Here is a 26,281-nt window from a genome sequence, read left to right as displayed (position 1 = left end):
GCCGCCCCGCCCGCGCAAGGGGCGCCCTTTACTGGGTGATTTCACGCCAAGTGCCCATCTGCGCATTTGACCCTCCTCCGGACCTTAACAGGTTCTGGAACGTGTTGCCGCCCCGCCCCTGAAGCTGGCCTGTGTTCGACTTGAAGTATAGATGCTCGTCGTCCACCACGGGCTGGGAAATGATGTTGCCGGTGGCCTCGGAATAAATGGTTGACCCGGTGCCGATGTCAAGCGCATACAAGGTCCCCACTCCAGTGCCGGCCGCGGCCACTGAAGGGGCGCACGGATCCTCGGTGTCCGCCGTGGACGTGCCGAAATAGACCCTGCCGGCCGTGGCGAAAGCCGAGGCGAAGACCCTCTGGCCGGCTGGCAGCTGCATGCTCCACTTGAGCGAGCCGCCGGAGCATACCCCCTTGGCCGCAGTGTCGGCCACTGCGTAGAACCAGTATGTCTGCGCGGTGTCGTCCGTGTAGTACGGGCTGTCGGACGTGCCGAAAAGCACGAGGATGCTATAGCTCATGGTCCCGTCCGCGTTGTACGTGTTCTGGTTGGACAACGCCGGCGAAGCGTATATGGGCTGGCGCCCGCCGCCGCCGAAGGCGGTGTCGAACAATGTGCACACGGTCACGTCGCCAGCTCCGGAGTTCGGATTGTCCGGCAATGTGATCTTGTACATAAATCCCTTGTCAGTGCCGATGTACATCCTGTCCACATATCCGTTGCCGTCAGAATCGGTGACCGCGGGCTGGCCGCTTGGAGTGGCGCCCACGCCCAATGTCCCGGCCGAATCCAGATAGATTCGTTTTATGAGCGCGCCAGTCTGGATATCAAGCATGTATATCGAGGCGTTGGCCGCCGGGTCCCTGTTTATGCCGGACACGAAGAACACAACCCACTTCGGCCCGCTTGCCGTCAACAGCCTGCCTATCACACCCATTGAAGGGGACGAGCGCGAGCGGAACAGGTCCGGATCGGCGTACTCCCAGAGGAAAGTAGGAGTCACCGGGTCCGTCACGTCCAGGGCGAATATATGGTCGCCGCCATTCCCCTCCGCGGAGATGACCACCGCGTGCCAGGAGCTGTCCGCGAACTGGGTGAATGCAATCGCCGGTGACGCGTCCACAAACGCGGCTTCCTCCGTTTTAAGCTTGCTGTACTTGAGCTTGGCGAGCTGGTCGAGTGGTATGGCCGACCATGTTTCCGATCCGGAGCCGTAGTTGGGGGCCGTGCCGTTTGAAAGCGTGGTCCCGCTCCTGGTCCTCCAGTCGTAATATCCCCGGTTGATGATTATGTCCACGTTTGTGGGGGTCTTGTAATAAGGATACTTGGCCCCGCTCCCCGTGGTTATCGTGTTCGGGTTTATTGCGTCCCTGAAATTTTTAAGGTTCGTGGACGACGTGGTGCATCCGGTGATCTTGCTTTCGTCCACATAGTACGGGCGGAACTCCCCGGCATAGAACGAGTGCAGCATCCCACTCCTGGAACCGGCATACGCCTCCGACCTGCGGGTTCGCTGGCTGCACCGCCAGGCGTCAAACGAGTCTATTACCGTCTGGGCCACATCGGTGCCATAATACCATGAGGGCTGGCCCGGAGTGCCGATCACCGCGGGCGAACTGTGGTCTATGGCTCCAAGCAGCCAGTCTTTCTTCGTGGTGGCGGTGGATCCGTTCCTCCAGCCGCGCACCCAGTACACCAGCCAGTCGGCGTCCGACTCTATGGTGCCGTCGGTGGTCAGGGTCTTGCCGTTGCCGTCGAAATCATAGGTGTAGTGGAAGCCTGTGCCGTCGTAGTAATAGCTGCTGTCGATGGCCATGGCCCGGTAGTCCAGGTTAGTTGAGGAGAAGCCCTTCATCGCCGGGGAGGTCGTATAGTACTGGTATGTGGCCTTCACCAGCGCCCCCACTGGCGGGGCGTTGTTGAATGTTATTGATACGGCGCCTGAATAGCGGTTTATCGTCCCTGTTCCGGTAAGGCTCCCTTCAAGGTTGGTGGTGTGCTTGTCCAGGAAAGTCTCCATCCCATCAGTGATGGACACCGTGGAATAAACTATCTTGCCCGGAGCCAGCGTCGCCGTGAAAGTCTTGGTGACTCCGTCGCCGGAGCCGATTGTGGAGTCGGTCACAGTGCTGATAGTAATATCAGGGTACAGCACATTGCGGGTCGTGGGGCTGCCCGCCGTCATCACCGAGCCCGCGTCCCAGTTCTGGACCACGCTGTAACCGCCGGTGGGATTCGTCGGGTCATAGATGCGTTCGGATATTAAATGCCCCCTTAAATCCTTGTCCGTCCATGTGGCCGCCGGAGTCTCGAAACTGGCGGTGTACATGACGTTGCCAAGAGGCGTGGCCGCCGAGCGGGAGAAGGTCTGGTTCTTCGCCGCGTTGTAGGACATCTCCATGTCTATCACCTCCGGCTGGCACGCGTCGTCCTGCGACACGAATTCGGCCTTCCATATAAGCTGCCTGCCGGTCATGCCAAGCTCGGAGAAATTGATGGTTGACTGGCGGAACGTCTCCTCAGGCGTGCCGAAAACCCATCCCGTCACGGATGTTCCGCTCTTGCCCGGGGTCCTTATGATGTCCCAGTCCTTCGCTTCCACCCATGCCCCGCCGTTGTCTATCGAGATGTAATAGCGGATGGATGAGGCCTTGCCGCTGCATGTTGGCATCTTGTCATGCACGCCGAAAGTGACCGACGTGATGTACGCCGAAGCGTCCGCCGGGCTTAAAGCCTGGGCGGAAGTAAGCTGGGCCATGCCGCCTGTCTTGCGTTCCATAAGGAACACCACGTCGTTGAAGTCATAGTCGTTGCTTGTTTCCGTCCCGTGCCAGTCCTCCACCCCCATGATCCAGCGGAACGCCTGGGTCGGCGGCGCCACGACCACAAAGTGGTTGAAGTTCTGGTCTTTCACATATGTTATCGGCGGCGTCTCCCCCGTGAATGTGATGCCCCAGTATGTGGAAAGCCTTGTGGCCGCGCTGTCCGGTATCAGGCCTTGTTTCCACCAGGGGGTGGCGGTGGTGGCGCTGCCCCACTGCACGTTTGTGCAAGCGCTGTTCTCCGGAGGGCTTTTGTCCAGCCGGAACGCCAGGGTCATCTGATCGGTGGCGGATGTGGACGTGGGCAGGAAAGTCCCTTTGTAATAAGTGGTGCCCACGCCGCAACCGCTGTTGCAGGCACAGTTGTTGCCACCGGTGGCCGAAGGGGAGAATTTTTCCGCCTGTTTGGTGTACGGCGACGCGGTGGGGTTATACTGGTTCCACTGGTATTTCGAATACCAGGTGCTTCCCCACCACCGGTTGTCGTTCAGAAAATAGACGATCTCCGTGCCGCCGGCGAAATGCCCCATGTATTTTTTGGTGTCATAAGGGGTCAGCGAGCCGTCGTTATTGACGTCGAATCCCCCCTTCTGCGTGGCGGAGTCGTATTTATATTGCGCCTCTGTGGAGGCCTGGCTTCCAAGGGTGCTTGTAAAAGAAATATTGGATGTGGCGATCACCGGCGTATCAGGATTATACAAGGCGTCGAAAATGCCGTTGCTGGAGGTGTCATCCTTGATGTACGGGAACATGTAGTTGATAAGGTTTTGCCCCGTCGAGGCCTTATAGGCGTTGTGCGCGTTGAGCAGGTCGCGGAAATCAATGGACGTGGTCAAAGGCGATACATAGGCGTTGGTGCAGGCGTGCGTGGAGCAATAGGAGACAAGCTGCGTCTCCGCCAGGCTTTTTATCACCCATCCGAAGGAGGATATATGCCCGGCCGCCTCATATATGAAATACGATGAAACGTCCTGCTCGAAGGGGATGATGATGTTGTTCGGGTCCAGGCGCGCGCTTCCCGTCTGAAGCTGCAGGCTCCCCGTGCCGGACACGCCTACTCCCGTGAGGTTGAAGTTGGTGGCGTTGAACGCCCCTGTGGAAACGGACGTGGCTCCGCCCGCCACGCACCCTGTGGGCAGCGATTGCCCGAATGCGCTTTGGGAAGGCCCCATCGCCGCCAACGCCGCCATGAACACCAGCGCAGACCCAAAAGTCCGCCAGCCGCCCATTACGCCTTCACGCCTGCTCATCGCCGTTTCTCCTGAATAATTCAAGCCGTTTCATATGGCCTTACAAACTGTGCGGCGCCGCGAGGTCTCCCGCCGCTATTTCGTTGGTGTCGGTCGCCGTCGAAGTCTTGCCGACGTTGGCAAACGATGTTCCAAGCCCCTCCGGCCCGCCGGACTTGGAGGCGGCGGACGAAATGGAGGCCTGCTGCACAGCTTCGGCCACTACTGTCGCCGTGCCGGTGACTTTGGCCTGGGCCACCGAGCGGATTATTATTATCCCGTCCGCGTCGCTTGTGCTCATGCTCGCGGCGGCGGTCCAGGAGCAATCACCTCCGGACAGCGAATATCCCGGCGGTGTCGGATTAGGGCACGGGGAAAGGACCGTGCCGGTCTCATCGTTGTTCCAGGCCGTCACCGTGTAGGTGATGTCCAGCTTGCCGTCGGTGAACGTGCGGTTTACCACCGTCACTCCGCCGCCGATCCACGCGCCGTTCACCATTTTCTCGGTTGTGCCGTCGCACCCTTCGCAATAATAGTTGGTGGCCGCCGCGCCGCCGCCGGTGGGATTGAGCAAAAAGCTCCAGACAGCCGGATCTCCGCTCATCCTCCTGGTTATGTTCGTCACATCGGTGTTTATGCTGCTGTCGAGCATGGACTTGGCCACGATAAAGGCGTGGTTAAGCCCCCCCTCCGCCGCAAAAAAGGCGGTCGTGTTGCTTTTGGCGTTGGCGGAAATCCTCTGCTCCATGGATGAACGCGTCGCGGAGAACACGCCCAATATGGTCACCATGAGAAGCAAAAGCAGCACCGCCACAAGTATGGCTCCGCTTCTGTCTCCAAGGCCGCGGCCGGCTATTGTCATTGAATTGATCTTTCTCATGGTCTAGCCTCCCACGTTCCGGAGCCGGATGGTCCTGCTTAAGACCCTCCGGTGATGATAAGCGCCATTTGGATAGTACGGCGAAGTCGAAACGGTCGGTTGCACAATGGCGCTGTTTTCAAGCGCGGGAAGGGTCACCGTTTTCTGCCCCGCTTTGGGCGAGACAAGCATCACGCTGACCCTGACCATGCGCACTTTAGAAGGATCCGTAGCGCTGTTTCCCCATTCGCCCGCCGCTATTATGCCGTCGCCGTCCGTGTCCTCGCCAAATACCACCTGGAAATCTTCCACATAGTTGGCGATCACTTCCTTTTTGTTTGAACTGGCCGCGTTGCGGTCCACCACATAGCGCACCAGCCGGGGATTGTTTGCGTCCGAATTGTCTATGTAATAGTAAACGTCCCACCCGATGTTAACGCATATCTGTGTGGTGTTCGACGACGCCGGAGCGTTTGTGCAACCAGCGCTAAGCGGCGTGATCACGCACCCGCATTCATGAGGAGTGTTGCGGCCGGAGCAATCTGTCGTTGCCGAACCGCCGCCGCCGCCGCCACCACCACCACCGCCGCCGCCACCGCCGCCGCCACCGCCGCCGCCACCACCGCCGCCACCGCCAGCGGCCGCCCATGCCTGGCCATCGGAGAAAACGCTGGCGAACATGGTGGCTGGCTCAACATCCGGCGCCTTGCCGTAAAGTGTGGCGTCTCCGCAGGAGTTGCCCCGGTTGTAATTTATCCTTATGTCCGACTGGCCGTTGAACTGGCCGCTTGTGATGTCCTGTGAGCATCTATTTGAAGGGGCCGAGCAATCGTATATAAGCACGTTATAAGGCTCCAATACGCCGCTAACCTGGCTACTGGGAAGACCCGTGCTGTAATTTGGCAGCCCCACAAGCCCGGCGGATGAAACTTGCAAGTTGGCCGCCGCGTCGTTGAAATTTCCCGACGGGACTTTTATCGGCTGCGAAAGCAGCGAAGCGAATATCTCCACAATATCCGTCCCCGGTTTGACCCCAAGGGAAGCCTGGGAGGTTGCATACGCACCGTCCTGGTTGTCCAGCGGCCAAAGCGAACTGGCGGAACGGAAATCGCGGGAGATCATGTCCAGCGCCACGCGGCCGTTCTCCTCCATGGTCTTCATTTCAATCACGATGTCATACGCTATCCTGTTGCTGCGGAACATCTGCACCGCCCCCGCAAGCACTATCGCCCCTATCGCCGAGGCGATCAAAAGTTCGATCAACGTGAATCCTCCGCGCCCGGATGGCCGTGATCCGCGAGTCATTTTCTGTGTGTTCATGGCTTGTACACCAAATTTGTCACCTGGCATGTTTCAGTCTTTCCTTTCCTGTCCCATGTCATGGAGGCCGTCACGCTGTCCACCCCGGCCAATGGAAAGTCGCTCTGGAAGGTGATGGTAAGTTTGGCTTTTTGCATCTGCATGCCGCCGCTTGTGACGTCGGCCATCTTGGCCATGATGGCGTTATAATCGTTGAGCGCGGTGGTCCCGCTTGGCGGTGAGGGATTTTGCGGATCGATGACCAGGGCTCCGCCGGTTTTATATTCGCTGATATTTTCGGCGTTGACCTGGATCCGGTCCAAAGCGTCGGAGACGGTGTTCACGCAGGAGTCCAGGTTGCGGCTTAAAAGCTCGCCCCCCATGGATGCCGTCTGCATGGCGGTGACACCAAGAATGCCCACCGCAAGTATCACAATGGAGATGAGTATCTCTATAAGGGTCAGCCCGGATTTGCCTTTAAGTGGCGCCTGGACTCTCCGGCGCAGACCTCCGCCCAACAGCTTATAACATGTTGCGTGAGGCATTTTCGGCCCTCGCTATCGAAGTTTACACTTCCAGCGGGGAATGGGGATAAGTCTAATATAGCCCCTTTACGGCGGGATTGTATAGACAATTGTCCTGAAAAATACGGATTTTTCGAATTAATCCGCTATCTTTTTATCTTGGTTTTCAATGAATTGAAAACCACGCAGGCTTCCATGAACTTTTTGAAGATTTTCCTGCTCGCCTGGTCCTTGTTATAAAGCTGCTCCGGATGCCATTGCGTCCCCAAAAGGAAAGGTCCTTTATCCCCTTTGCGTTCAACGGCTTCCACAAGCCCATCAATCGCCTTGCCGCTGGCGCAAAGGCCACGCCCAAGCTTCTTGATCCCCTGATGATGGGTTGAATTCACCTTGATCTTTCTGGCCCCGATGACGGCGGCAAGAAGAGTCCCCTCCGCAATTTCCACATCGTGGCTGGCCTGTGTGGACGGAACCGGTTTTTGCTCATGTTTCACCGGGCCGCCGGCCTGCGAGGGGATATCCTGATAAAGCGAACCGCCGAACGCCACATTTATCACCTGGTGGCCGCCGCAGACGCCAAGCACCGGCATCTTCATCTTCAGTCCCTTTTTCAAAAGCCGCATCTCCATCAACGTCCGGTCCGGCTTTAACGCGCCGCACAGCGGAATTTTCCGCTCCCCGTACAGCTTCGGATCAATGTCGAACTCGCCGCCGGAAATTATCAGCCCGTCTATTATCTCCAGATATCTGTCCATTATCGCGGGCGTGGCCACCACCGGTATGAGCACCGGAACTCCTCCGGATTTCTCAACGGCGTCGGTATAGCTTTTTTTCAGCCAGAAAACGGACTGCCCCCGGGGATTCAGGCCGGACTGGATCTCCCGGTCTTCGGAGCCGTAATTGGTGTCCACTGTGATTCCGATCAGGGGAGAGGCCGATTTGGACATCGCCGCGGGAATTATTTCAGTGGCCGGATTTGGAGAGCATGTCCAGAGTGGACGAACCGGGATTGGCCTTGGAACTTACGTCCATGAACTCTTTGACCTGCGCCAGCAGAATCGGGTTTTCCAGAAGGAGCCTTCGCAACAGTCCGGAATTCACCAGGCTGGCTATTTTTTCCTTTGAATATGTTATCGGGAGTTTTTCCCCCTGCACAAGGTTCGTTGCCTTCTGGGTGAGCACCGCCACGGCTCCCGCGTACGCCGGAAGGTCGCGGTCCGTCAGGTTGTACATGTCCTTTAGCTTGTCCACCTGCAGGATCAGCCCCTGTTTCTCCGCGCTGGCCGGCAACGGCCTGAGGATTTCCAGCATGGTCATGGCCCAGCGCCGGATTTCCTGCAGATATTCAGACCTGGCTTGGGACGCGCTATTGGCCATTTATCAAAGCCTCATGGGCATAACAATGGAAATAAGACCACTGTCTTCCGGAACCACGGCCATAAGCGGGCTTAAAGCGTCCTGCATCTTCAAGGCAACTTTGTCGGCCCCCATGGCGCCTAGCATTTCTATTATATACTCCGCATTAAGCCCGATTTCCACTGATTCTCCGGCAAATTCCGCTTCCACCTCGTCCCTGGCCTCGCCAAGCTCCCCGCCTTCGGAGGACATCTCCACCTTCCCTTCGCCAAATCCCATCCGGATCATGTGCGACTTTTCGTCCGCCATGGTCGCAACGCGCTTCAGGCAGTCCGTGAAGGATGCGGTGGTTATCGTCGCCTGCCGGGCGCTCCCTTTGGGTATCACCTGCTCGTAATTCGGGAAGGCCCCCTCGATAAGGCGCACCACCATCGTCTGCCGGCCTTTTTTAAATATCACGTGGTTCTCGCGCTGCACGAATTGCAACGGCTCGTCATCCTCGCTCACCAGCTTTTGAAGCTCACCCACCGCCTTGCGCGCGATTATCACCTTCACCGGCTCGGACACCTTGAAGGCGCCGTCCCGCTCCACAAACGCAAGCCTGTGCCCGTCCGTGGCCACCATCCTCGCCCTCGAAGGGGCCACCTCCAGAAACGCTCCGTTCAGGGTCAGCCTCGTCTCGTCATGGGAAATGGCGTAGCTGGTCTTGCTTATCATTTCACGCACCATTTCAGAGTCCAGCCCGATGAGCGTCTTTTCGTCATATTCGGGGAACGACGGAAACTGGTCAGGATCTATCGTGGCCAGGTTGAACTTGGACTTGCCGCATATCACCCGGAGCCTTTCGTCCTCGTCCACCTTCACCAGGATTTCCTCCGGGGGAAGCGTCCGCACTATGTCATGGAGCTTCTTGGCCTGCACAGTCACTTTTCCGGGCTTGGAAACTTTCGCGTCGTACGAACCTTTCAGGCCGATGTCCAGGTTCGACGCGAAAAGCGTGATCGCGGAATCCGAAGCTTCGAGAAAAACGTTGGCGAGTATCGGCATTGGCCCCTTGGGGGACACGAACCCTTGCGCTCTTTGAAGGCTTTTATAGAACTCGTCCCTGCCGATAGTAAATTCCATAGGCTGCAAGCTCCCCAATGACCAGACTTAAATATTAATATTGCGGTTTATACCGCAATCTTTCGCGGTGTTGCTACTTATGCGAAAGTCCATAAAGATTATCAACTTTGCCATATTGTGTCAACGACCCTTCAAATGTGGACCAAGAAGCTGAACACGCACTAAATTGCGTGTTTTTTACTGGTTATATGCCCAGACAGAAAAGCGAATGGCTCAATGGCAAGGGATGCGCTTTAAGCCTGGCGCAGGCCAACTTTGCTTTATGACGTTACAATCACATCCCTTTTTGAGTCATATCTCGTTCCATCTGTATTTTCATACATTTGGGCTGGAGCGGTACTTCTCCATTTTCCGGTAAAGTTTGGGCCGACTGATTCCCAGAATCTTCGACGCCTTTGAAATGTTCCCGTTCACTGCGTCCAGGACAAAAAGAATATGCTCCCGCTCGATTTCCGGCAGGCTCAGAAGATGCCGGTTCTTGTTCGTCTTCGATTTTTTCTCGAAGCTCAACGGCAGGTCTTTCATCTGGATCACGTTTTTCTGCGTCAGGCTCATCGCCCGCTCCAGCACATTGGCAAGTTCGCGAACGTTCCCCGGCCAGTTGTAGTCCATCAGCGATTCAAGCGCTTTTTTGGACAGCTTCTTGGCCGGCCCGGCGCCGATCCTGGTGGTGGACATGATGTAATCGGCCAACTCCGGGATGTCGTCCTTGCGCTCCCGCAGCGGCGGCACGTTGATGCTGAAAGTGGATATCTTGTAATAAAGGTCCTCGCGAAGCTTGGAACGCTTTGACTGGGACATCAGGTTGTCGCTGGTGGCAAGGAAAAGCCTGGTGTCCGACGGGATATCGTCAAACCCTCCCAGCCTGCGGAATTCGCCCGTGTCCAGAAAATGAAGTATCTTCACCTGCATCGCCGGGGATAGCTGCTCCACCTCGTCCAGGAACAGCGCCCCGCCTTCCGCCATTTCTATAAGTCCCCTTTTGCGAACGCGAGAAGAGCCGATGAACGCGTCCGGTTCATGACCGAAAAGCTCCACCTCCAGCATCCCTTCGGGGATGACGCCGCAGTTTAGCGTGACGAAAGGGGAGTCCTTTCTTGGCGATTGGCTGTGGATGGTCATCGCCGTGATCTCCTTGCCCGATCCCACCTCGCCGACGATGAGGATAGGGTCGGACAGGGGCGCCAGCTTTGCTATCTGGCCGCGCAAGTTGGCCATCACCTTGGACGATCCCACAAGCTGCCTTTCGGCCATCCGGCGTTTCACTTCCGCCCGGAGCCGTATGTTCTGCTCCGACAGCATTTTTTTCTCGTATGCCTTGCGCAGGATCATCTCCAGCTCCAGAAGCTTGCAAGGCTTGGCCAGGTAATCATACGCGCCAAGTTTCATCGCCTCGATGGCCGAGTCAATGGTGGCCTGACCTGTAAGTATGATCGCCTCGAACTCCGGCTGAAGGGTCTTGATCTCGCGCAGAAGCTCTATGCCGGAAATACCGGGCATCCTGATGTCCAGCACACCCACGTCAAACCGCCTGGTCTTGGCGAGGGTCAACGCCGCCTCGCCCGACGGGCAGCCGGCCACTTCAAATTCCGAATGGTCGAACCGGCGCACCAGAAGATCCCGGAATGCGTCTTCGTCGTCCACCACTAGCAGGCGTATTTTCTGGTTGTCCATGTCTGATGATTACCCCTTTGTCATTGCGTTGGCTTGTTTTCGATTCCAACAGGTATTGTGAGCGTGAATCGCGCCCCCCTCCCCGGTTCGCTCTCCACTGTTATCTTTCCCTTAAGGCTTTCCGCCAGGTGATGGCTTATGGAAAGGCCGAGGCCCGTCCCTTTCCCCACCGGCTTGGTGGTGAAGAACGGGTCGAATATCTTTGGAAGGTTGTCATTCTTTATCCCTTGGCCGGTGTCTTCCACCTCGATGAGCACAGAACCGTCCCGCGCGGTCACGCGGGTGAATATCTTCCCGTCGCCGTCTATGGCGTCCACGGCGTTGTTGAATATGTTGAGCAGTATCTGTTCGAGCATGTTCAGGTCCGTCACCACCTGGGGCAGGTGGGGGTCCATGAAATTGTCCATCTCTATCCTTTTATCGGACGCGCGGTGCATGGCCATCCCCTGCGTCACCCGGATGGCGTAGTTCAGGTCCACGGCGCTCAGATAAAGCTCCTGGCGGCGGGAGAAGTTCAGAAGGGAACGCGTTATTTCCAGGCACCGCTCCGCCTGCGTGGTGATCATCGCCATCACGGACATGATCCCGTCGTGCCCCACAATTTCCAGCCCCTTGGACTTTATCCTGTCCCTCAAGTCCTCGGCGTATCCGCTTATCACCGCCAACGGATTGTTTATCTCGTGCGCCACGCCGGAGGCAAGCTCGCCTATAGCCGCCATCTTGCTTGCGTGCAACAGTTCCTGCTGCGCCTTTTCCAGCTCCTCGGTGCGCCTTCGCACCATCTCCTCCAGGCTCTCGTTGTACTCCTTGAGCTTGGCCTCCAGCTTGAGCTTGTGGGTTATGTCGCGGATCACAAGATGCACGAATTCCCCCCCTTGGGTGGACATCACGTTCACCGTGATGTCCGAAAACACCTCGTAGCCGCCGCTGGTGATCATCGGCACCCCTTCCATCCGGCCGAATCCCGCGGTGACGATGTTGTCGTACATGTTCCTGTGGCCGCCCCCCAGGATCGAATTTATGTCCCGGCCGGTCATTTCCTCCCTGGACATGCCCGTGTACTCGCAAGCGCGGCTGTTCACCTCGATAATCTTGCCGCCGGCTTTGTCCACCACAAGGATGGCGTCCCCGGCGTTTTCCATGAACGTGCGGTATTTGCTCTCGGAAAAGCTCAGCGAGCGCGTGCGCTCCTCCACGGTCCGTTCCAGCTCTTCATTGAAGGATTGAATCTTTTCGAAAAGGAACAGGTTGGCAAACGCTATCGCCGCGTGGTTGGTGATAAGCGCCAGAACCCGCTCGTTCTCTTTTGAGAACATGCCAATGTCCGGGTGGGAAAGGTTGATTACCCCCACGGTCTCGTCCCCGCCGGTGATGGGTATGCACAAAAGAGATTTTATGGACGGCGCCTTCGCCCCCATTTCGATGAACTGGTTGCTCTCGGCCACGTCCTTTATCAACATCGGCTTGCCGTTCTTGGCCACCCATCCGGATACCCCCTCGCCAAGGGCTATCTGGTTCGTGTTCGGGTCCTCCGGCGGGAAAAACCGGGCCTTCATGTCCCTCTGGCCGCGCGCCGCCGCCAGCTTTATGCAGGAGCGCGCAGTGTCCACAAGCCACAATGAGCAATTCTCGGCGGAAGTCTCCTCGATTATCACGTCCACGATGGACTGGCACACCTGCTTTTTGTCGAAATTCCACCGCATGGCGTCCCCGATGCGGCGGATGATCGAAAACTCGTTCACCTTCTCGCGGAACGCGGCGTTGGACTCCGCCAGCGCCTTGGCGTAAATGTCGCGCTCCTTTGCAAGGTCGTCTATTTGAGTTTTCAGCTCTTCCATCTCGCCTGTCATTTTGCGCTCACGAACGATTCGATCATTTCCTTGTCCGCCAAAAGGCCGGCGTCCACCGCCAGCGCTTCCACATCCCCCGGAGTTATTCCGCAAAGATTGAGCGCCTCTATGAACAGAGGGGCTTCCACATTGTCACCGCCGGAGCCGATTTTCAACTTTCTGCATACATAATCGGCGATGCTCACCACCGCCGCCGCCTTGTCCATCCCGTCCTCCTTAGGACACTCCGCGACGCTGTGGTGAAACCTGACCCCGGAGATCACCTGTGGCGGAAAATTCCAGGTCCTGGCCAGGTAATACCCGGCTTCGGAATGGTCCATGCCAAGATATTTAAGTTCGGGTATGCCGATCCATTCGCCGTTTTTCTGCGCCTCGGCGGCCGCTTCCGCGAATTCTTCGTTGAAATAATTGTCAAACGCAACTTTCCCTATGTCATGAAGGAGGCCGGAAAGAAAAAGAGTCTCCCCGTCCACCCCGGCCACTCCGCCGAACCTGACGGCCAGTTTTTTTGTGAAAGTGGCCACTCCAAGCGAGTGAGTCCAAAAATCCTTGCGATTGAACACCTGTCGGCCCCGGGCAGAGGTTCCCTGAAATATGGAAACACCCAACGCCATCGTTTTCACAGTCTTATAACCCAATATCACCACGGCGCGGGAAATGGACGATATCTGCCTGTAATGGCCATAAAATGCGGAATTGACAAGCCTTAGAATCAACGAGCTTATGGATGGATCCTTCGAAATGGCCTCCGCCAGCGCAGTGGGGGTCGACGATGAATCGTCCGCCAACTGTATGATCTTGTGGATGGAAGATGGAAGTGTGGGGATATCCTTTATCCTTTGGATAAGAATCCGCCGCTTCTCTTTGGCAAGACTTGTCTGCTCAAGCATTTATTTCCACCAATAAACGATATAATTTATGACGGAGGGACACCACTTTACCCCGGAATGATACACCTTGCTCCAATAAGAAACAATAATAAAAAAATACAGCGTGTCTCAACATGTTTCATGGATTGAATATTTCATGATAAAAGTCGTATGGCGTACGATAGCTTTTGGCGTATAAAGTTGTTGCATGGCATTGTTGTCCAATGTCTTGCCATGGCCTTGGTATTTTATGAAATGGAGTGGGTAGATAACTAAAATGTTTGCGCCGGGAAAACCTGTTTTGCCCAAAGAACATGGTATTTGGGTCCTGATTCTGGCTCCATTGCTTGCCGGATCGCTGAGTGTTCACGCCGATGACGGGTTCAAACTCATGGCGGCGTTGTTGCTATCGGCCGCCGTTGTGTCCGGGATGATGATTGTGGAACCGTTTAAAATGGTCTTTGCGCCTTTATCGGCCCAGGCCAGGGACCGCGGACTTGCGTGGCTTGTCATATATTCGATCTGCGCCGTTATATTCTTCTCACCCCTTTTGATATTGTACGGCCGCTGGGGGCTTTTTATTTTTGCGGCGGCGGGGGCGGCGCTTGGCGGACTTAAGATGTGGGCGGGGGCATCGAGGATTCAGCGGGAGCTTTGGGTGGAATTGACCGGCGTGGCCGGGCTCACGCTCACGGCCCCCGCCGCAAGCTACACCCAGACCGGACAGATAACTCCAGCCTCCGTCATCGTGTACCTGCTTTGCCTTATCTGGTTTTTCGACAGGGTGATGACGGCCAGGAAAACTCTTCTGGGGATACGTTCCGGAGCGTCCTTTGGCTCGGCCGCGGAAAAGACCGCGTGGTTCAAAAAAGAGCTGATGATACACATGGCATGCCTTGGGATCGCCGCCGTCATCGTGGCCGCGTCCCTGGGCGTTGCGCCATGGACCGCTTTTCCGCCGTTTTTGCTGGCGTCGGCGAAATTCCGGCTCGATATGAAAAACACCTCGCCCCCGCCTGGGCCTATGCAGGTGGGCTATTCGGAAATGCGTTTAAGCTCGGCTTTCACTTTGTTGCTCTCGGCCGCCTTTTATTGGGGATGAAGGCGCGGGGGCGGCGGCCCTTTGTCCTTGAGTTCACCCGGCATTAAGCATAGAATTACGCTTTATTCGCTTTAAAACCGCTTGTGGGAAAATGATGCCCGGCACGGAAATAGAACCTGGCCTTGAACGTCTTGATCCTAATGAAGCGAGGCTTGCAAGGGCGCTTATAAACGGCGGGATGGTCTCAAAGGAAAACTTCATCGCTTTTCTGGGCTTCCGCAACAAGCTCGACAGCGAGGGCAGGCGTTATCTGGGGGACATCCTGGTGGAGCGCGGATATATACGCCGGGAGGATGTCGAGGAGTTTTTCATGGAAAACAACCAGCTATACCTCAGCTTCTGTGAAAAACTGGCCAATGACGGCTATTTGAGCGATGAAAACCACGCAAAAATAGCTTCCCATCCGGATGCGAAGGTCAATGTGGTCTCCCTCATGGAAAAGCTGGGAATCATGACCAAGGAGAGCTTCACCAAGCTGTTTTCCAAACGGGTGAACGCGCTTCGGCTGGGGGACTGGCTCGTGGCCAAGCGGAGAATAGACGCCGCGCTGTTAAGCCAGGCGCTGGCCGAGCAGAAAATTTACAGGCTTGAAGATTACCTTGTGTATCATAAACTGATCACCCGCGACGGGCTGGACGGATTCAAGCGCGCCGCCGGGATTGTGTGACACGATAAAGGAGAGCGGTCCGTATGGGAATAATGGAGGGTAAAAAGGGGCTGATAATCGGCGTCGCCAACGAGAGAAGCATCGCCTGGGGCATCGCCCAGGCATTGGCGAAGCAGGGGGCGCAAATCGGGTTCACATACGCGCTGGACCAGCTTGAAAAACGCGTCCGTCCGCTGGCCGAATCGGTCGGCTCCACCTTTGTGCACAAGCTTGATGTCACCAACGACGCGCAGCTAGACGAGGTGTTCGGCCTTGCCAAGGAACGTTTCCAAACGCTGGACTTCGTTCTGCACGCTGTGGCTTTTTCGGACAAGAACGAGCTTAAGGGTCCGTACTACAACACCACCCGCGCCAATTTCCTCAATACGATGGACATCTCGGTATACTCGTTCACGGCCATGGCCCGCAAGGCGGTGGAACTTATGCCCAACGGCGGCGCGCTGCTCACCCTCACCTTCTACGGCGCCCGCAAGGTGATCACCAATTACAACGTGATGGGGGTGGCCAAGGCGGCGCTGGAGGCTTCCGTCCAATACCTGGCGGTGGACATGGGGCCCAAAAACATCCGGGTCAACGCCATATCGGCTGGCCCAATCAAGACACTGGCCTCGGCTGGCATATCGGACTTCAAGGAGATGCTCAACATGGGCCAGTCGCGCGCTCCTCTTGGCCGCAACGTTTCGCTCGAAGAGATCGGGGACGCCGGCCTTTTCCTCCTGTCGGACATGTCCACGGCCATCACCGGCGAGGTCCTTTTCGTGGACTGCGGTTATCAGGCCACCGGCGTCTGACACCCACGGCCATTCATAAATTTCCAGGGAAAAGCCGATGGTAAAAACTATCTTCAGCGTTGTGGACCCCGCGGAGGTTCCGGCTGTGCTTGGCCTTGCCGGCGTGGTGGACGTAAAGGACGCGGCCAAGGGTCCGATGGAAGCGCCGTCCGTGAAAACAGTGAAAAAAGTGGTGGAACTGGTGGGGGGGATGGCCCCTGTCTCCGTCGCGCTCGGCGAAATATCCGGCAGAGGGGCCAAAGGAATAATAAAACTCGCCGTTTCCATGAGCGGCGCCGGGGCGGACATTTTAAAGGTCTGCGTGTCGGAGACCAGCGGCGTGGCGGCGGCGCCTGTGTTGCATCAATTGCGTCAGGCGGTCCCGCCGCATGTAAAGCTTGTTGGGGCTGGTTACGCCGATCCGCGCATCCCATCGGCTGCCGGGGTGGAGGAGCTTCCATACCTTGCGGCGGCCGCGGGATTTGAGGGTGTATTGGTGGACACGCGGGTGAAGAACGGCAGGTCGGTGTTCACCCACCTGGGCTTTGCGAAGCTTTCCACATTCATAATCGAAGCGAAGATGCTCGGCCTTTTCACCGCCGTGTCCGGATGCCTGGACATGGAAAGCGTTTTGGACATACAGAGGCTCCAGCCGGACTACGCTGGTTTTCGTTCCGCCGTCGCGCTGAACGGCCGCGCCGGAATCGGGATTGACGCCGAGAAGGTTGCGATGCTGATAAGGGAGTTCAGCCGAGGTGACCACGGAGCCGTGATGGCGGGGTGATTGCCCGATAGCGCTTCAGGATGGCGCCGCTGTTTTGTCCACCGCTATCCTCGTCCCTTCCAGTTCTCCCCTCGCGAAAAACGCGGCCAGACGCTCGGGCTTCCTGCCGTTGATGATATACGCCTCCATCCCGCCGGTGAGGTGTTTCATGAAAAGCGGGTCCACAACGTCCGTGTCCGGCGGGGAGCCGGCCGAAACTTCCGCCGCCGCCGCACCGTCCGTTTTCATTATCCCGTCCACGCTTTTGAGCAGCACCAGCCGGCTGATGGACAGCGCCCTGCAAATCTCCACCGCCACCGTGTCCGAAGTGGCCGACCAGCTTTTGGGGATGCCCGCGCAGGTCAATATGAACGGATAGGGGATGAACACCGGTATCCCACCGGCGCGCCACACCTCGCGGGTCTCCTTCTCGTCGTGGACCAGGGCGCCGCATTCGAGCTTGGCCGCGATCTCTATCCCGTACTGCGCCATCCCCAGCGCCGCCTGCACGTGCGACACGTGGCCGGGAACGTTGCGCACTCCGCACCGGGCCCGCACATGGTCGGCAAATCCTCCGCCACCGGGGACGATCACCATCCGCGCCGTCTTGCCGTGGATTTTTTCAACGGCCTCCAGCAGATGGTTGAGCACCACCTCCCGATCCAGGCTGCCGCCGATTTTAAGTCCCCACTCCGCAAGGTTGTTCATTTCTTTGTCTGTACCATCGCCGGGGCGGATGGGTCGCTGACAAGGCCGGCCTTGTCCACAGCGGTCACCACGAATGTGTAGGAGGTGTCGGGCTTGAGCCCGTCGGCGATGAAAGAGGGACGGGGGCTGTCGCCAAGTTTCTGTTTGCCGAAAAATCCGGCCGAATAAATCTCGTAGTGGTCAATGTCCGGCTCCGGATTCGCTTTCCATGTCAGCGTCACCGCAGACGTGTCCGCCACCGCGGAAAGTTCCCCGGGCGCGGACGGCACCGGTTTTGTGGCGACGCTCACCGTGTCCGACTCCGGGCTTAAAAGCTCGTCCTTGTCCGTCGCCTGCACGCGGTAATAATAAGTCATTCCGTTTTTCAGCCCTGTGTCCTCGTAATATGTCTCTTTAACGGAACCGATGGCGCCAAACGATCCTGTGGCGGAGGCGGACCGCAACACTTTATAGCTTACGATGTCCGCCTCCGGATTCGGGCTCCATTTCAATGTGGACCTGCCCGGTTCCCCCTGCGTGGCGGAAAGCCCGGACGGCCGCACCGGGGCGGGCTTTGTTTTCGCCTCCACCGCCACCGCCGCTTCGCTCTCCACTCCCACGGTGTTGAACGACCGCACTGCGTAGTAATATGAAGTCCCGTCCTTCATCCGTTTGAGCCAGTCCCCGGCGTCCATATATGAAGCTGCCTTCGGGTCGCTTATTTTCTTGATCATGTTCATGGCCGATGGCGATTCACCTCTCCATACCGTATATCCGGCCACCTCGCTTTCGGCCAGAGGCGTCCACGTCACCAGCGCCTTTTTCACAAGGCCCGATTTGGCGCCCACGCCAGCCGGAGCCGGTGGCGGACCAAGTGTGATTGCGTTCACCGCCTGCGTGAAGTCCGACTCGGCCCCGCCGCCATTTACCGCAGTAAGCCGGTAAAAATAGCTTACTCCATCTTTTATCTTTTCGCCGCTTTTATCCTGATCCTTGTATTCGGTGACCGCCCGGCCGCTCACTTCCTTTACCATGCCAAACACGCCGTCGCCGCTAGTGTTCCGGTAAACCCGGTATGCCGCAATGTCCGGATCCTGATGCATGTCCCAGGACATGGAGACCGAGCGGACACCCGCGGAGGTGACCGTCAAACCGGACGGGGCCTTGGGCTTTTGCCGGGAAGCGGCGGAAATGGCTTCCGTGGCGTTGCCGAATTTGCCGTCCCTGTTATAGGAAACGATTTTGTACCAATATGTTTTCCCGTCTTCCAAAACATGCTTGCCGCGCTCCCGGGGCTTGTCCGAATAGCTTGTGACGCCGTTGCCAAGGTCGGCTATCGGCTCATACTTCCCCGCCTCCTCGGTGGCGCGCTGGATTTTGTATCCCACCGTCTCCTCATCGTCGCTCTTCTGCCAGGCAAGCGGTATCTCGCGCACAAGGCCGGGCGCGGCGGACACCTGCGTTGGTGGATTGGGCCCCCCCTTGGCGGTCACGAATCCGATTTCCGACGGCTCGGACTTCTCGTTATCCTCATTGACGGCCACGACCCTGTAATAGTACTTCTGCCCGTCGGCGAGCCTTGTCTTGCCCCCTCTGTCCTGCGCCTCCACGTTGTCGCGCCGGTAAACCTTCTTGAACTCCTCGAACGGCCCTTCCGGCTTGTCCGAACGGTACACGACATAACCTGAAACCTCCGGCTCCGGGTTCATGCTCCATGTGACGGTGATCTCGCGGTATTTTTTCGAATACCCCCCCACTCCCGCCGGCGCCGACGGGCGGAACCGGATCATGTCGCCCGGCTTTACCGCGTTCCTCTCGGCCTCGGTGGTGATCTTCGCCTGCGACGACGCTGGGCCGGGTATGGTGATCTTCACCTTGCCGGTGACTTTCTGGTTGATGGAAAGCACCATGCCGCTCTGCGGGTCGGTGACCCTTTCATCGGCGGAGAACACGGTGAATGTCCTGTCCTTGTCGAACCCCTTGAGCGTGCCGACATTGACGGTGACGGTCCTGGTGGAGTCCGCCCCCTCTTTCTTGCGCTCGACTATGTATCCGTCAATAAACGGGAGGACCTTGTACACGGCGATGGTGTGCGGTGCGTCCCCCCTGCCGGAATACTGCACGTTGCCCGCCTCGTCCGCCGCCTCTATGTAATAGCTGATCTTCCTGGCCGCCATGAAGACCTCCGGGACCAGGCTTTCATAATCTCCCGCCCCGGTGGTGTCTTTCATCGGCTCCTGGATGAAAGTTGCGTCCGCTCCGCGCTTGTAGAAAAGCCGGACGGTGGAAAGCGCCTTGTTGTCCTTGACGTTGGCGCGGATAAATAGTTTTGACGCGTCCGACGAAGCCAGCACCGGTGTGTGGAATATCCTCGGCGGTTCCTTGTCCACCGCCATCACCCGCACCTCCAGAGGCGATTCGGGCTTCCCCTCGTGCGCCTCGTTGCCTCCATTGTCATATGCGGAGATATAGTATTGGACGCCGTCCCGGGTCACTTTTTCCGCAGGGACCGCCCCCTCGAAAACGTTTTTCTGTGTCTGTTCCATCTGGACGGACTCATACTGAGTCCCGCCTGCCACCCTGAAGAAAAGCTTCACCTCCCCCACGCCGATGTTGTCCGTCACGGTGGCCTTAATACGCAGGGACTTCTCCTCCAGCCATGAATCCGGCCGCTGGCTTTCTATCACCGGGGGCATCTCGTCGCGGGTGGAAAGCTCCAGGTAGAATTCGCTCCTCTCCGACTCGCGCACATCGATCTCCCGCTCCTCCGTTCTTTGGCCGGACTTGACGATCCTGATCTTGTGCTTGCCCACCAGCAGGTCTTCCACCACCACAGGCGTGAGCCCAACAAGCTTGCCGTCTATATATATCTCCGCGTCTCCCGGCGATGTCTGCACCGCCACCGCCCCCAGATAGCGCGCCCGCGCCTGGTTATAAAGCCTGATCACTGTCGGAGGGTATTTTTTGGTGGAAAGTTTAAGCGAAGGATCCAGCTGCACCGCCTGGTGGAACTCCTCCTCCCCCTGGTCCGTCAGCCCCTGCGCGTGGCTGGCCACGCCGATGAGCACATGGGCCTTCGCTTTGGCCTTGCCGTCTTCGAGCTTTTCCAAAACCTCTTTCGCGGCGGCCACGGAGTCTGAGAACTTGCCCTTGTGATACAAAGTCTCGGCCGGGCCGAGCGGATCTGGCGGAGCCTCGGCGGATGAATTGACGCACAGGAGCGCGGCAATCGCCAGCACCATCATCAAAGCCTTGATTTTCATCGCGTCAAATCTCTTCATTGCTATAGTGCGCATCACTCAACGGCTATGCTCGTGGTGATCCCCGGCGTCACGTTGATCTTCCTCTTATAGTCCTGCATGCCCGGCCTTTTGAGCACCATGTTGTGCTGTCCTGAAGGTATGTCGTTCACGGTCACCGGTGTTTCGCCATAAAGCTTGCCGTCTATGAACACCATGCCCGCCGGAGTGGAATGCACTTTTAAAGTCCCCACACCAGCCTCTTCGGCCGCTTCTTTTGAATTCCGCTCGCCGCCTCCCGCAACCTCCTCTGCGTCCGTGAACGTGTGGGAGAACTCCACAGTTTCGTCCCTTCTCACCATCACATAGCCGGAGTGCCGCCTGTATCCGGGATTGACAAGCTTGATTTCGGCCTTCCCTTCGGGGACACTCTTCAATGTCTTCGGCGTCGTCCCCATATCCTTGCCGTTGAGGTATATGTTGGACCACGGAATCGAAGTGACGTTCACCGACCCGGTCTTCAACGGGGCCGCTTTCACAGGCGCCGACGCTGTCTTCACCTCCGCCTTTTTTTCCGGCAAAGCTGGTTTGGCGGGGGTCTTTTCTTTCTTCTCAACATTTTCAGGCTCGGCAGGCGGCGCTTTCAAATCGGCCGCGGGGGCTGGGGGCGCTTCCGCTGTTTTGGGCGCCACGGCGGGAGCCTCCACTTTTTCAGTAACCGCCCGCTCCTTCTGGCCTCCCCCCACAAAAATTACCGCCGCCGCCATCAGCAACGCCACGCCTCCAAACAGCGCCGCGGCCTTCACCGGGAATTTCTTTTCCGGAATATGCTTGTGGGCCGATGAAGAGCCGGACTCGATCTCCACCAATATCTCACCTTTGTTGAAGTCCACCGTCTGCATCGTGTCCGACGAGGTGAGGGGAAAGACCGACTGGGTCTGGTTTATGTACTGTTGCAGATCTCTGGCCACATCGCGGCATGTGGGATACCTGTCGTCCGGATTTTTGGCCATCATCTTGCCGATTATCTTGTCCACCGACTCGGGCAGGCTCTTGTTCACGGCGCTGGGCTGGGCCGGCTTGTCCTTTATTATCTTGAATATCACCGTGGTCAGCGATTCCCCCTCAAACGGCCTTTTCCCGGTGACTGCCTCGTAAAACAGCACCCCCAGGCTGAACATGTCCGACCGGCCGTCCACCATGTGCCCCTGCACCTGCTCCGGAGACATATAGGATGGCGAGCCGACCGCGTGCCCCGTCTGGGTGACAGACCCTGCCGACTGAAGCCGGGCAAGCCCGAAGTCCGTTATCTTCACATGGTCATTCCCGGTGAGAAGGATGTTGCCCGGCTTGATGTCCCGGTGGACTATGCCGCGTTCGTGGGCGTATGCCAGCCCGTCGGCTATCTGGGATATGATTCTCGCCGCCCTGGGCAAAGGGATGGCCCCTTCCGTCGAAATCAGCGCGGAAAGGTCCTTCCCCTCGATAAATTCCATGGCGATGAATTTTTTGCCTTCGTCCTCCCCCACGTCATAGATGGTGACGATGTTCGTGTGGTTGAGCTTGCCGGCGGCCTTCGCCTCTATATAGAAACGTTCAAGCAGCTCCTTGGCGCCCATGGAATCGGCCTCTTCAATCTTGACGATCTTCAGGGCCAGCATGCGGTCTATCTGTGGATCTCTACCTTTGAGGACAATCCCCATTCCGCCCCTGCCCAGCTCGTCCATGATTTCATACCGGCCAAGCTTCTTGATTTCAGCCTTCATCAGGTGTTGATTCCGCGTGATCCAAACGAAAGAAATGAAAATAATATGGCCGGGGCGCTATGATTTATTTGGATTTCCATCCCCCCACCGACCTTGGTTCCACCGTTGAAAAAGTATATGCCATTCAAACAAAGGGTGTCCAGTCAATTGCCTGGATTGCGCGGATTATCGCCTTCATTTTATAAGCTTATTCAAACTTTGGCCCGGTCAAAAATATGATGATTATTTGTAACATGTCCAAACATCCGCCTTTGCGTGGTTTATAATATGCGCTGGCCGTTATGGGGGGACATTTTCCGGCGGCTCCGTCATGGAGTTGACGCTTTTTGCGGCTTTTGCAAGATGGCATCAATATTGCCTGTCTTTAACTATAACGAGGACCGTCCGCGTACGGAATCCGGTCCGCGCGTAAATTGTGAACATGGCTAAAACGTTGGAGGGCTTTTAAAATGGCCGAAGAAGCGGCTGCGCCGGAAAAAGGCAAAAGCAAGCTGTTGATAATAATCATCGCCGTGGTGGTCCTGCTCCTGGCAGTAGGAGGGGGCGCCGCGTTTTTCCTGCTTTCCAAAAAGGAAGCTCCCGCAGGCGAGGGGGGTGGAGCCACCGCAGGTGAACATGGTGAAAAAGGCGGGGAAAAAGGGGGAGTTGGCGAAAGCGTGGAACTGCCGCCTTTCATCGTCAACCTTAGCGGGGAGGGGGGAAGGTACCTTAAGATCGTGATGGTGATGCAGGTCTCTTCCGCGAAGGCCAAGGAAGAGATTGCCAACAGGATGCCGCAGATAAAGGATGCGATCATCACCGTCCTTTCAAGCAAGGCCCCGGAGGACATCCTGTCGGTCGAAGGTAAATATGAGCTGAAAATGGAGCTTACGAAAAGGGTGAATTCCCTCATCTCCACCGGCGTGGCGCAGGAGATTTTTTTCGTGGAGTTCGTGGTACAATAATTTGATTGAAAAGACCAAAATGCCGGTGACCGCCTAAATGAGCCAGGTTTTATCCCAGGAAGAAGTTGACGCGCTTTTGCGCGGCGTCACCGACGGCGAGATCGAGACGGAAGTCGAGTACGTCGCCGACGATTCCGGAATAGTCCCCTATGACCTGACCAGCCAGGAGCGGATCATCCGCGGCAGGATGCCGACACTGGACATCATCAACCAGCGTTTTTCACGCCTTTTCCGCAACTCCCTTTCCGCGGCGCTTCGCAAGGCGCTGGACATTTCCGCGGTCTCCACGGACACGGTGAAGTTCGGCGAGTTCATAAAATCGCTCCCGGTCCCCGCGTCGCTTCACATTTTCAAGATAGAGCCGTTGCGCGGTTTTGCGCTGCTGGTGGTGGAAAGCAAGCTTGTGTTCGCGCTGGTGGACACGTTTTTCGGCGGAGCCGGCGAGGCGAAGATGAAAATCGAGGGGCGGGACTTCACCACCATCGAACAGCGCATGATAAAAAAAGTGGTGCTCATGGTCCTGACGGACCTGGAGGCTGCCTGGAAGCCGGTGCACAACGTGAAAATGAGCTTCGTGCGCTCGGAGGTGAACCCGCAGTTCGCCGCCATCGTCCCCCCCACCGACGTGGTGGTGGTGATAATGTTCGAGGCGGAGCTGGACCAGATAAACGGCACAATGACCGTGTGCCTGCCGTATTCCACCATAGAGCCGATCATAGGAAAGCTGCGCGCCGGGTTTCAGAGCGACCAGTTGGAAGTGGACACGGCGTGGATACGCAGGTTGCGCGACAGGCTTTCGGCGGCGTATGTGGAGGTGGTTGCGGAGCTTGGAAAGGCCACCATCCCCAGCCAGGATTTTTTGAGTCTCAAACCCGGCGACGTGATTACACTGGACAACGACGTGGACGCTGAAATATTAATAAAGGTGGAAGGCATACCCAAATACAAGGGGTATCCCGGCGCGGTGAAGGCCAACCGGGCGGTGAAGGTGAGCAAAACATTGCCGAGGCTTGGGGCCAAGAAGCCGGACCTGGCCAATATGGAGGGGTGACTTGAAGAGGAATAAAAATGGGCGACGCCGAGCTTAACGCCGAAAACGAGGAAGACCTTTGGGCGGCGGCCACTGAAGACCTGGCCAAACAAAAGGAGATGTTGCGCGCCGCCGCTACGGGCGGAAAGCCCGCTGAAGCCGCCGCCGCCGCGCCAGCCCACGCACCGGCCGCCGTTGAAGAAGAGGAAGCGCCAGCAGTCGCCGTGAAACACGCCCCCGCCGGGCGCGTGGCCACCCCGGGAGAGATGGACAGGATATTGGACATCCCCCTCCAGATCACCGTGGAGCTGGGGCGCAATAAAATGCTGATAAACGACCTTCTGCAGCTTGGCCAGGGATCAGTCATCGAATTGACAAAGCTCGTCGGCGAATCGCTGGACGTGATGGTGAACGACAAACCTATCGCCAAAGGCGAAGTGGTGGTGGTGAACGAAAAATTCGGAATACGCCTCACGGAGATACTCTCCCCCACGGAACGGATAGAGAATATGGCGTGAGGTGATATATATTAATATTATCCTCATTATTCCAATAAATACTTTATTGCCCCCTACTAAATTCGCTCAACTAAAGTTTAAGTTTAAAAAAGCTCGTAAAACTCAATCCACCTGGCTTTCTTGCAATACTTAGCACAAAATATCACCTTGCCTTTTCAAGTTTTCAATTGATATTGAATATTTTATATGTATAATTCCATTAATTAGTCATAAGGATGGAATTATGATTACATCCAACCAGGATGAAGAAGTTGATCCGCTTGTACCAGAAAATAATATCAATCAACTTTCGGCCCTCCTCGGCTTACTCACAGGCCAAAAAATTGTCATTAGCAAGTTATGCTCGGCAGCTCAAAAGGCGGTCGAGTCTTTTCTGATTCGGGTCAATAAACATAGGCCAGACAATATCAAATTATGCTACGAAGAATTTAATGAGCTTCTTCTTCTTTTCAACCAAGACAGGGTCGAAAAACCTTTTTTTAATTTTTTCTTTTTATCTGATGGCAGCAATCAAGATACTCTTAGATTTTCACAAATCAAAAATGGGATTAAGAAATTTCGTGTTTATGCGCTTCTTCTTTTGGGAAATTTTCGCTTTGCTTTCAGAAAACTAAGCACGGAAAAAAGCGAAGCGTGTTTCGTGAAATACCTTGAACCATGGAATCGTATTTCAAAAAAAGAACTTGAAAAACTTTATAAAAGGCAACCACCACTTACGCCTCTTTATGATACAAAAGACGAGATTGCCAGAAATTACACTGGCTCACCGGATATCTTTCATCAAAAATGTATGATTCAGATAAAAACGCACTTCTTCAAACTATCTCTCAATCGCAATCCCAACTAAAAGCTAAATTACATGAACTTTTGCCGCTGGCAATGCAATTAAATAGCCTTAGTCTAAATATAATCAAGCAACGAGAGAGGGCTATTCGAAACACAATCAAATACTTAACATGGGATTATCTTGATGTTTATGTTGCTACATCAATGAGAAATATATGGGAATTTGAGGATACATATGACTTTATAAAATCTGTTTTTAAAAATGAAAGTGTCCTAAACTTAGTTGAAACGAAGGTATGACCTCACCTGCTACCATGTTTTTGAACGAAAACAACGGAAAGCAAGGAGGTCACATGAAAAGAGTAAACGGTAACGGGAAAACTGGCAAGGGAAGAATGGATT

At 56.3% G+C, this 26,281-nt stretch carries 21 protein-coding genes; 8 read left to right on the top strand and 13 right to left on the bottom strand.

Features of this window, described 5'->3' with window-relative positions:
• Positions 1-28 precede the first annotated feature (28 nt).
• From HZB29_06905 to HZB29_06860, 10 genes are all read right to left on the bottom strand, one after another.
• A complete protein-coding gene (locus tag HZB29_06905) occupies positions 29-4,072 on the bottom strand; it encodes a PQQ-binding-like beta-propeller repeat protein (GenBank protein MBI5815326.1) in 4,044 nt (1,347 codons plus the stop codon).
• A gap of 40 nt (positions 4,073-4,112) precedes the next feature.
• The gene (locus HZB29_06900; GenBank protein MBI5815325.1) at positions 4,113-4,931 is read right to left on the bottom strand and encodes a hypothetical protein; all 819 of its coding nucleotides are present in this window, start codon (positions 4,929-4,931) and stop codon (positions 4,113-4,115) included.
• A gap of 3 nt (positions 4,932-4,934) precedes the next feature.
• The gene (locus HZB29_06895) at positions 4,935-6,230 is read right to left on the bottom strand and encodes a PilW family protein (GenBank protein MBI5815324.1); all 1,296 of its coding nucleotides are present in this window, start codon (positions 6,228-6,230) and stop codon (positions 4,935-4,937) included.
• Entirely contained in the window at positions 6,227-6,754 is a 528-nt protein-coding gene (locus HZB29_06890; GenBank protein MBI5815323.1) for a prepilin-type N-terminal cleavage/methylation domain-containing protein, read from the bottom strand. The genes HZB29_06895 and HZB29_06890 overlap by 4 nt, the downstream gene beginning before the upstream one ends.
• A 125-nt stretch (positions 6,755-6,879) precedes the next feature.
• A complete protein-coding gene (locus tag HZB29_06885; GenBank protein ID MBI5815322.1) occupies positions 6,880-7,680 on the bottom strand; it encodes a gamma-glutamyl-gamma-aminobutyrate hydrolase family protein in 801 nt (266 codons plus the stop codon).
• A gap of 16 nt (positions 7,681-7,696) precedes the next feature.
• A complete protein-coding gene (locus HZB29_06880; protein ID MBI5815321.1) occupies positions 7,697-8,110 on the bottom strand; it encodes a hypothetical protein in 414 nt (137 codons plus the stop codon).
• 3 nt (positions 8,111-8,113) lie between these two features.
• Positions 8,114-9,214 carry a DNA polymerase III subunit beta gene (dnaN, locus tag HZB29_06875; GenBank protein MBI5815320.1) on the bottom strand — a complete coding sequence of 367 codons (1,101 nt, stop codon included), beginning with the start codon at positions 9,212-9,214 and terminating at the stop codon, positions 8,114-8,116.
• Positions 9,215-9,529: 315 nt separating this feature from the next.
• Positions 9,530-10,888, bottom strand: coding sequence for a sigma-54-dependent Fis family transcriptional regulator (locus tag HZB29_06870; GenBank protein ID MBI5815319.1), 1,359 nt, complete (start codon positions 10,886-10,888; stop codon positions 9,530-9,532).
• 20 nt (positions 10,889-10,908) lie between these two features.
• Positions 10,909-12,738 carry a GAF domain-containing protein gene (locus HZB29_06865; GenBank protein MBI5815318.1) on the bottom strand — a complete coding sequence of 610 codons (1,830 nt, stop codon included), beginning with the start codon at positions 12,736-12,738 and terminating at the stop codon, positions 10,909-10,911.
• A complete protein-coding gene (locus HZB29_06860) occupies positions 12,735-13,628 on the bottom strand; it encodes an HDOD domain-containing protein (protein ID MBI5815317.1) in 894 nt (297 codons plus the stop codon). Before HZB29_06860 ends, HZB29_06865 begins: the two co-directional genes overlap by 4 nt.
• 280 nt (positions 13,629-13,908) lie before the next feature.
• Here HZB29_06860 and HZB29_06855 point away from each other — a divergent pair, with 280 nt between their 5' ends.
• The 4 genes from HZB29_06855 to HZB29_06840 all read left to right on the top strand — a co-directional run bounded on the left by HZB29_06855 (position 13,909) and on the right by HZB29_06840 (position 16,930).
• Positions 13,909-14,709: a YwiC-like family protein gene (locus HZB29_06855; protein ID MBI5815316.1), complete on the top strand. Its 801-nt coding sequence runs from the start codon at positions 13,909-13,911 to the stop codon at positions 14,707-14,709.
• Positions 14,710-14,803: 94 nt separating this feature from the next.
• A complete protein-coding gene (locus HZB29_06850; GenBank protein ID MBI5815315.1) occupies positions 14,804-15,376 on the top strand; it encodes a hypothetical protein in 573 nt (190 codons plus the stop codon).
• Positions 15,377-15,399: 23 nt separating this feature from the next.
• A complete protein-coding gene (locus HZB29_06845) occupies positions 15,400-16,167 on the top strand; it encodes an enoyl-ACP reductase (protein MBI5815314.1) in 768 nt (255 codons plus the stop codon).
• 37 nt (positions 16,168-16,204) lie between these two features.
• Positions 16,205-16,930, top strand: coding sequence for a hypothetical protein (locus HZB29_06840; protein ID MBI5815313.1), 726 nt, complete (start codon positions 16,205-16,207; stop codon positions 16,928-16,930).
• A gap of 15 nt (positions 16,931-16,945) precedes the next feature.
• Here HZB29_06840 and HZB29_06835 read toward each other — a convergent pair whose 3' ends face one another.
• The 3 genes from HZB29_06835 to HZB29_06825 are packed head-to-tail and all read right to left on the bottom strand — an operon-like array spanning position 16,946 to position 22,601.
• The gene (locus HZB29_06835) at positions 16,946-17,617 is read right to left on the bottom strand and encodes a hypothetical protein (protein MBI5815312.1); all 672 of its coding nucleotides are present in this window, start codon (positions 17,615-17,617) and stop codon (positions 16,946-16,948) included.
• Positions 17,614-20,877: a fibronectin type III domain-containing protein gene (locus HZB29_06830; protein ID MBI5815311.1), complete on the bottom strand. Its 3,264-nt coding sequence runs from the start codon at positions 20,875-20,877 to the stop codon at positions 17,614-17,616. Before HZB29_06830 ends, HZB29_06835 begins: the two co-directional genes overlap by 4 nt.
• 14 nt (positions 20,878-20,891) lie before the next feature.
• Positions 20,892-22,601, bottom strand: a complete 1,710-nt coding sequence (locus HZB29_06825) for a serine/threonine protein kinase (GenBank protein MBI5815310.1) — start codon at positions 22,599-22,601, stop codon at positions 20,892-20,894.
• Positions 22,602-23,050: 449 nt separating this feature from the next.
• On the opposite strand from HZB29_06825, the gene HZB29_06820 reads away from it, so the two are divergent.
• The 4 genes from HZB29_06820 to HZB29_06805 all read left to right on the top strand — a co-directional run bounded on the left by HZB29_06820 (position 23,051) and on the right by HZB29_06805 (position 25,940).
• Complete coding sequence (locus tag HZB29_06820) at positions 23,051-23,545, top strand: flagellar basal body-associated FliL family protein (GenBank protein ID MBI5815309.1); 495 nt, start codon at positions 23,051-23,053, stop codon at positions 23,543-23,545.
• A gap of 37 nt (positions 23,546-23,582) precedes the next feature.
• Entirely contained in the window at positions 23,583-24,596 is a 1,014-nt protein-coding gene (fliM, locus tag HZB29_06815) for a flagellar motor switch protein FliM (protein ID MBI5815308.1), read from the top strand.
• Positions 24,597-24,613: 17 nt separating this feature from the next.
• The gene (gene fliN, locus HZB29_06810; protein ID MBI5815307.1) at positions 24,614-25,093 is read left to right on the top strand and encodes a flagellar motor switch protein FliN; all 480 of its coding nucleotides are present in this window, start codon (positions 24,614-24,616) and stop codon (positions 25,091-25,093) included.
• A 223-nt stretch (positions 25,094-25,316) separates the two neighbouring features.
• The gene (locus HZB29_06805; protein MBI5815306.1) at positions 25,317-25,940 is read left to right on the top strand and encodes a hypothetical protein; all 624 of its coding nucleotides are present in this window, start codon (positions 25,317-25,319) and stop codon (positions 25,938-25,940) included.
• Positions 25,941-26,281 lie beyond the last annotated feature (341 nt).

This window comes from Nitrospinota bacterium (assembly GCA_016235255.1).
In the GTDB taxonomy this organism is placed as follows: Bacteria; Nitrospinota_A; UBA7883; order UBA7883; family JACRLM01; genus JACRLM01.
Note: the sequence above shows the minus strand (reverse complement) of the source record. Positions and strands in the feature narration are given on the sequence as shown.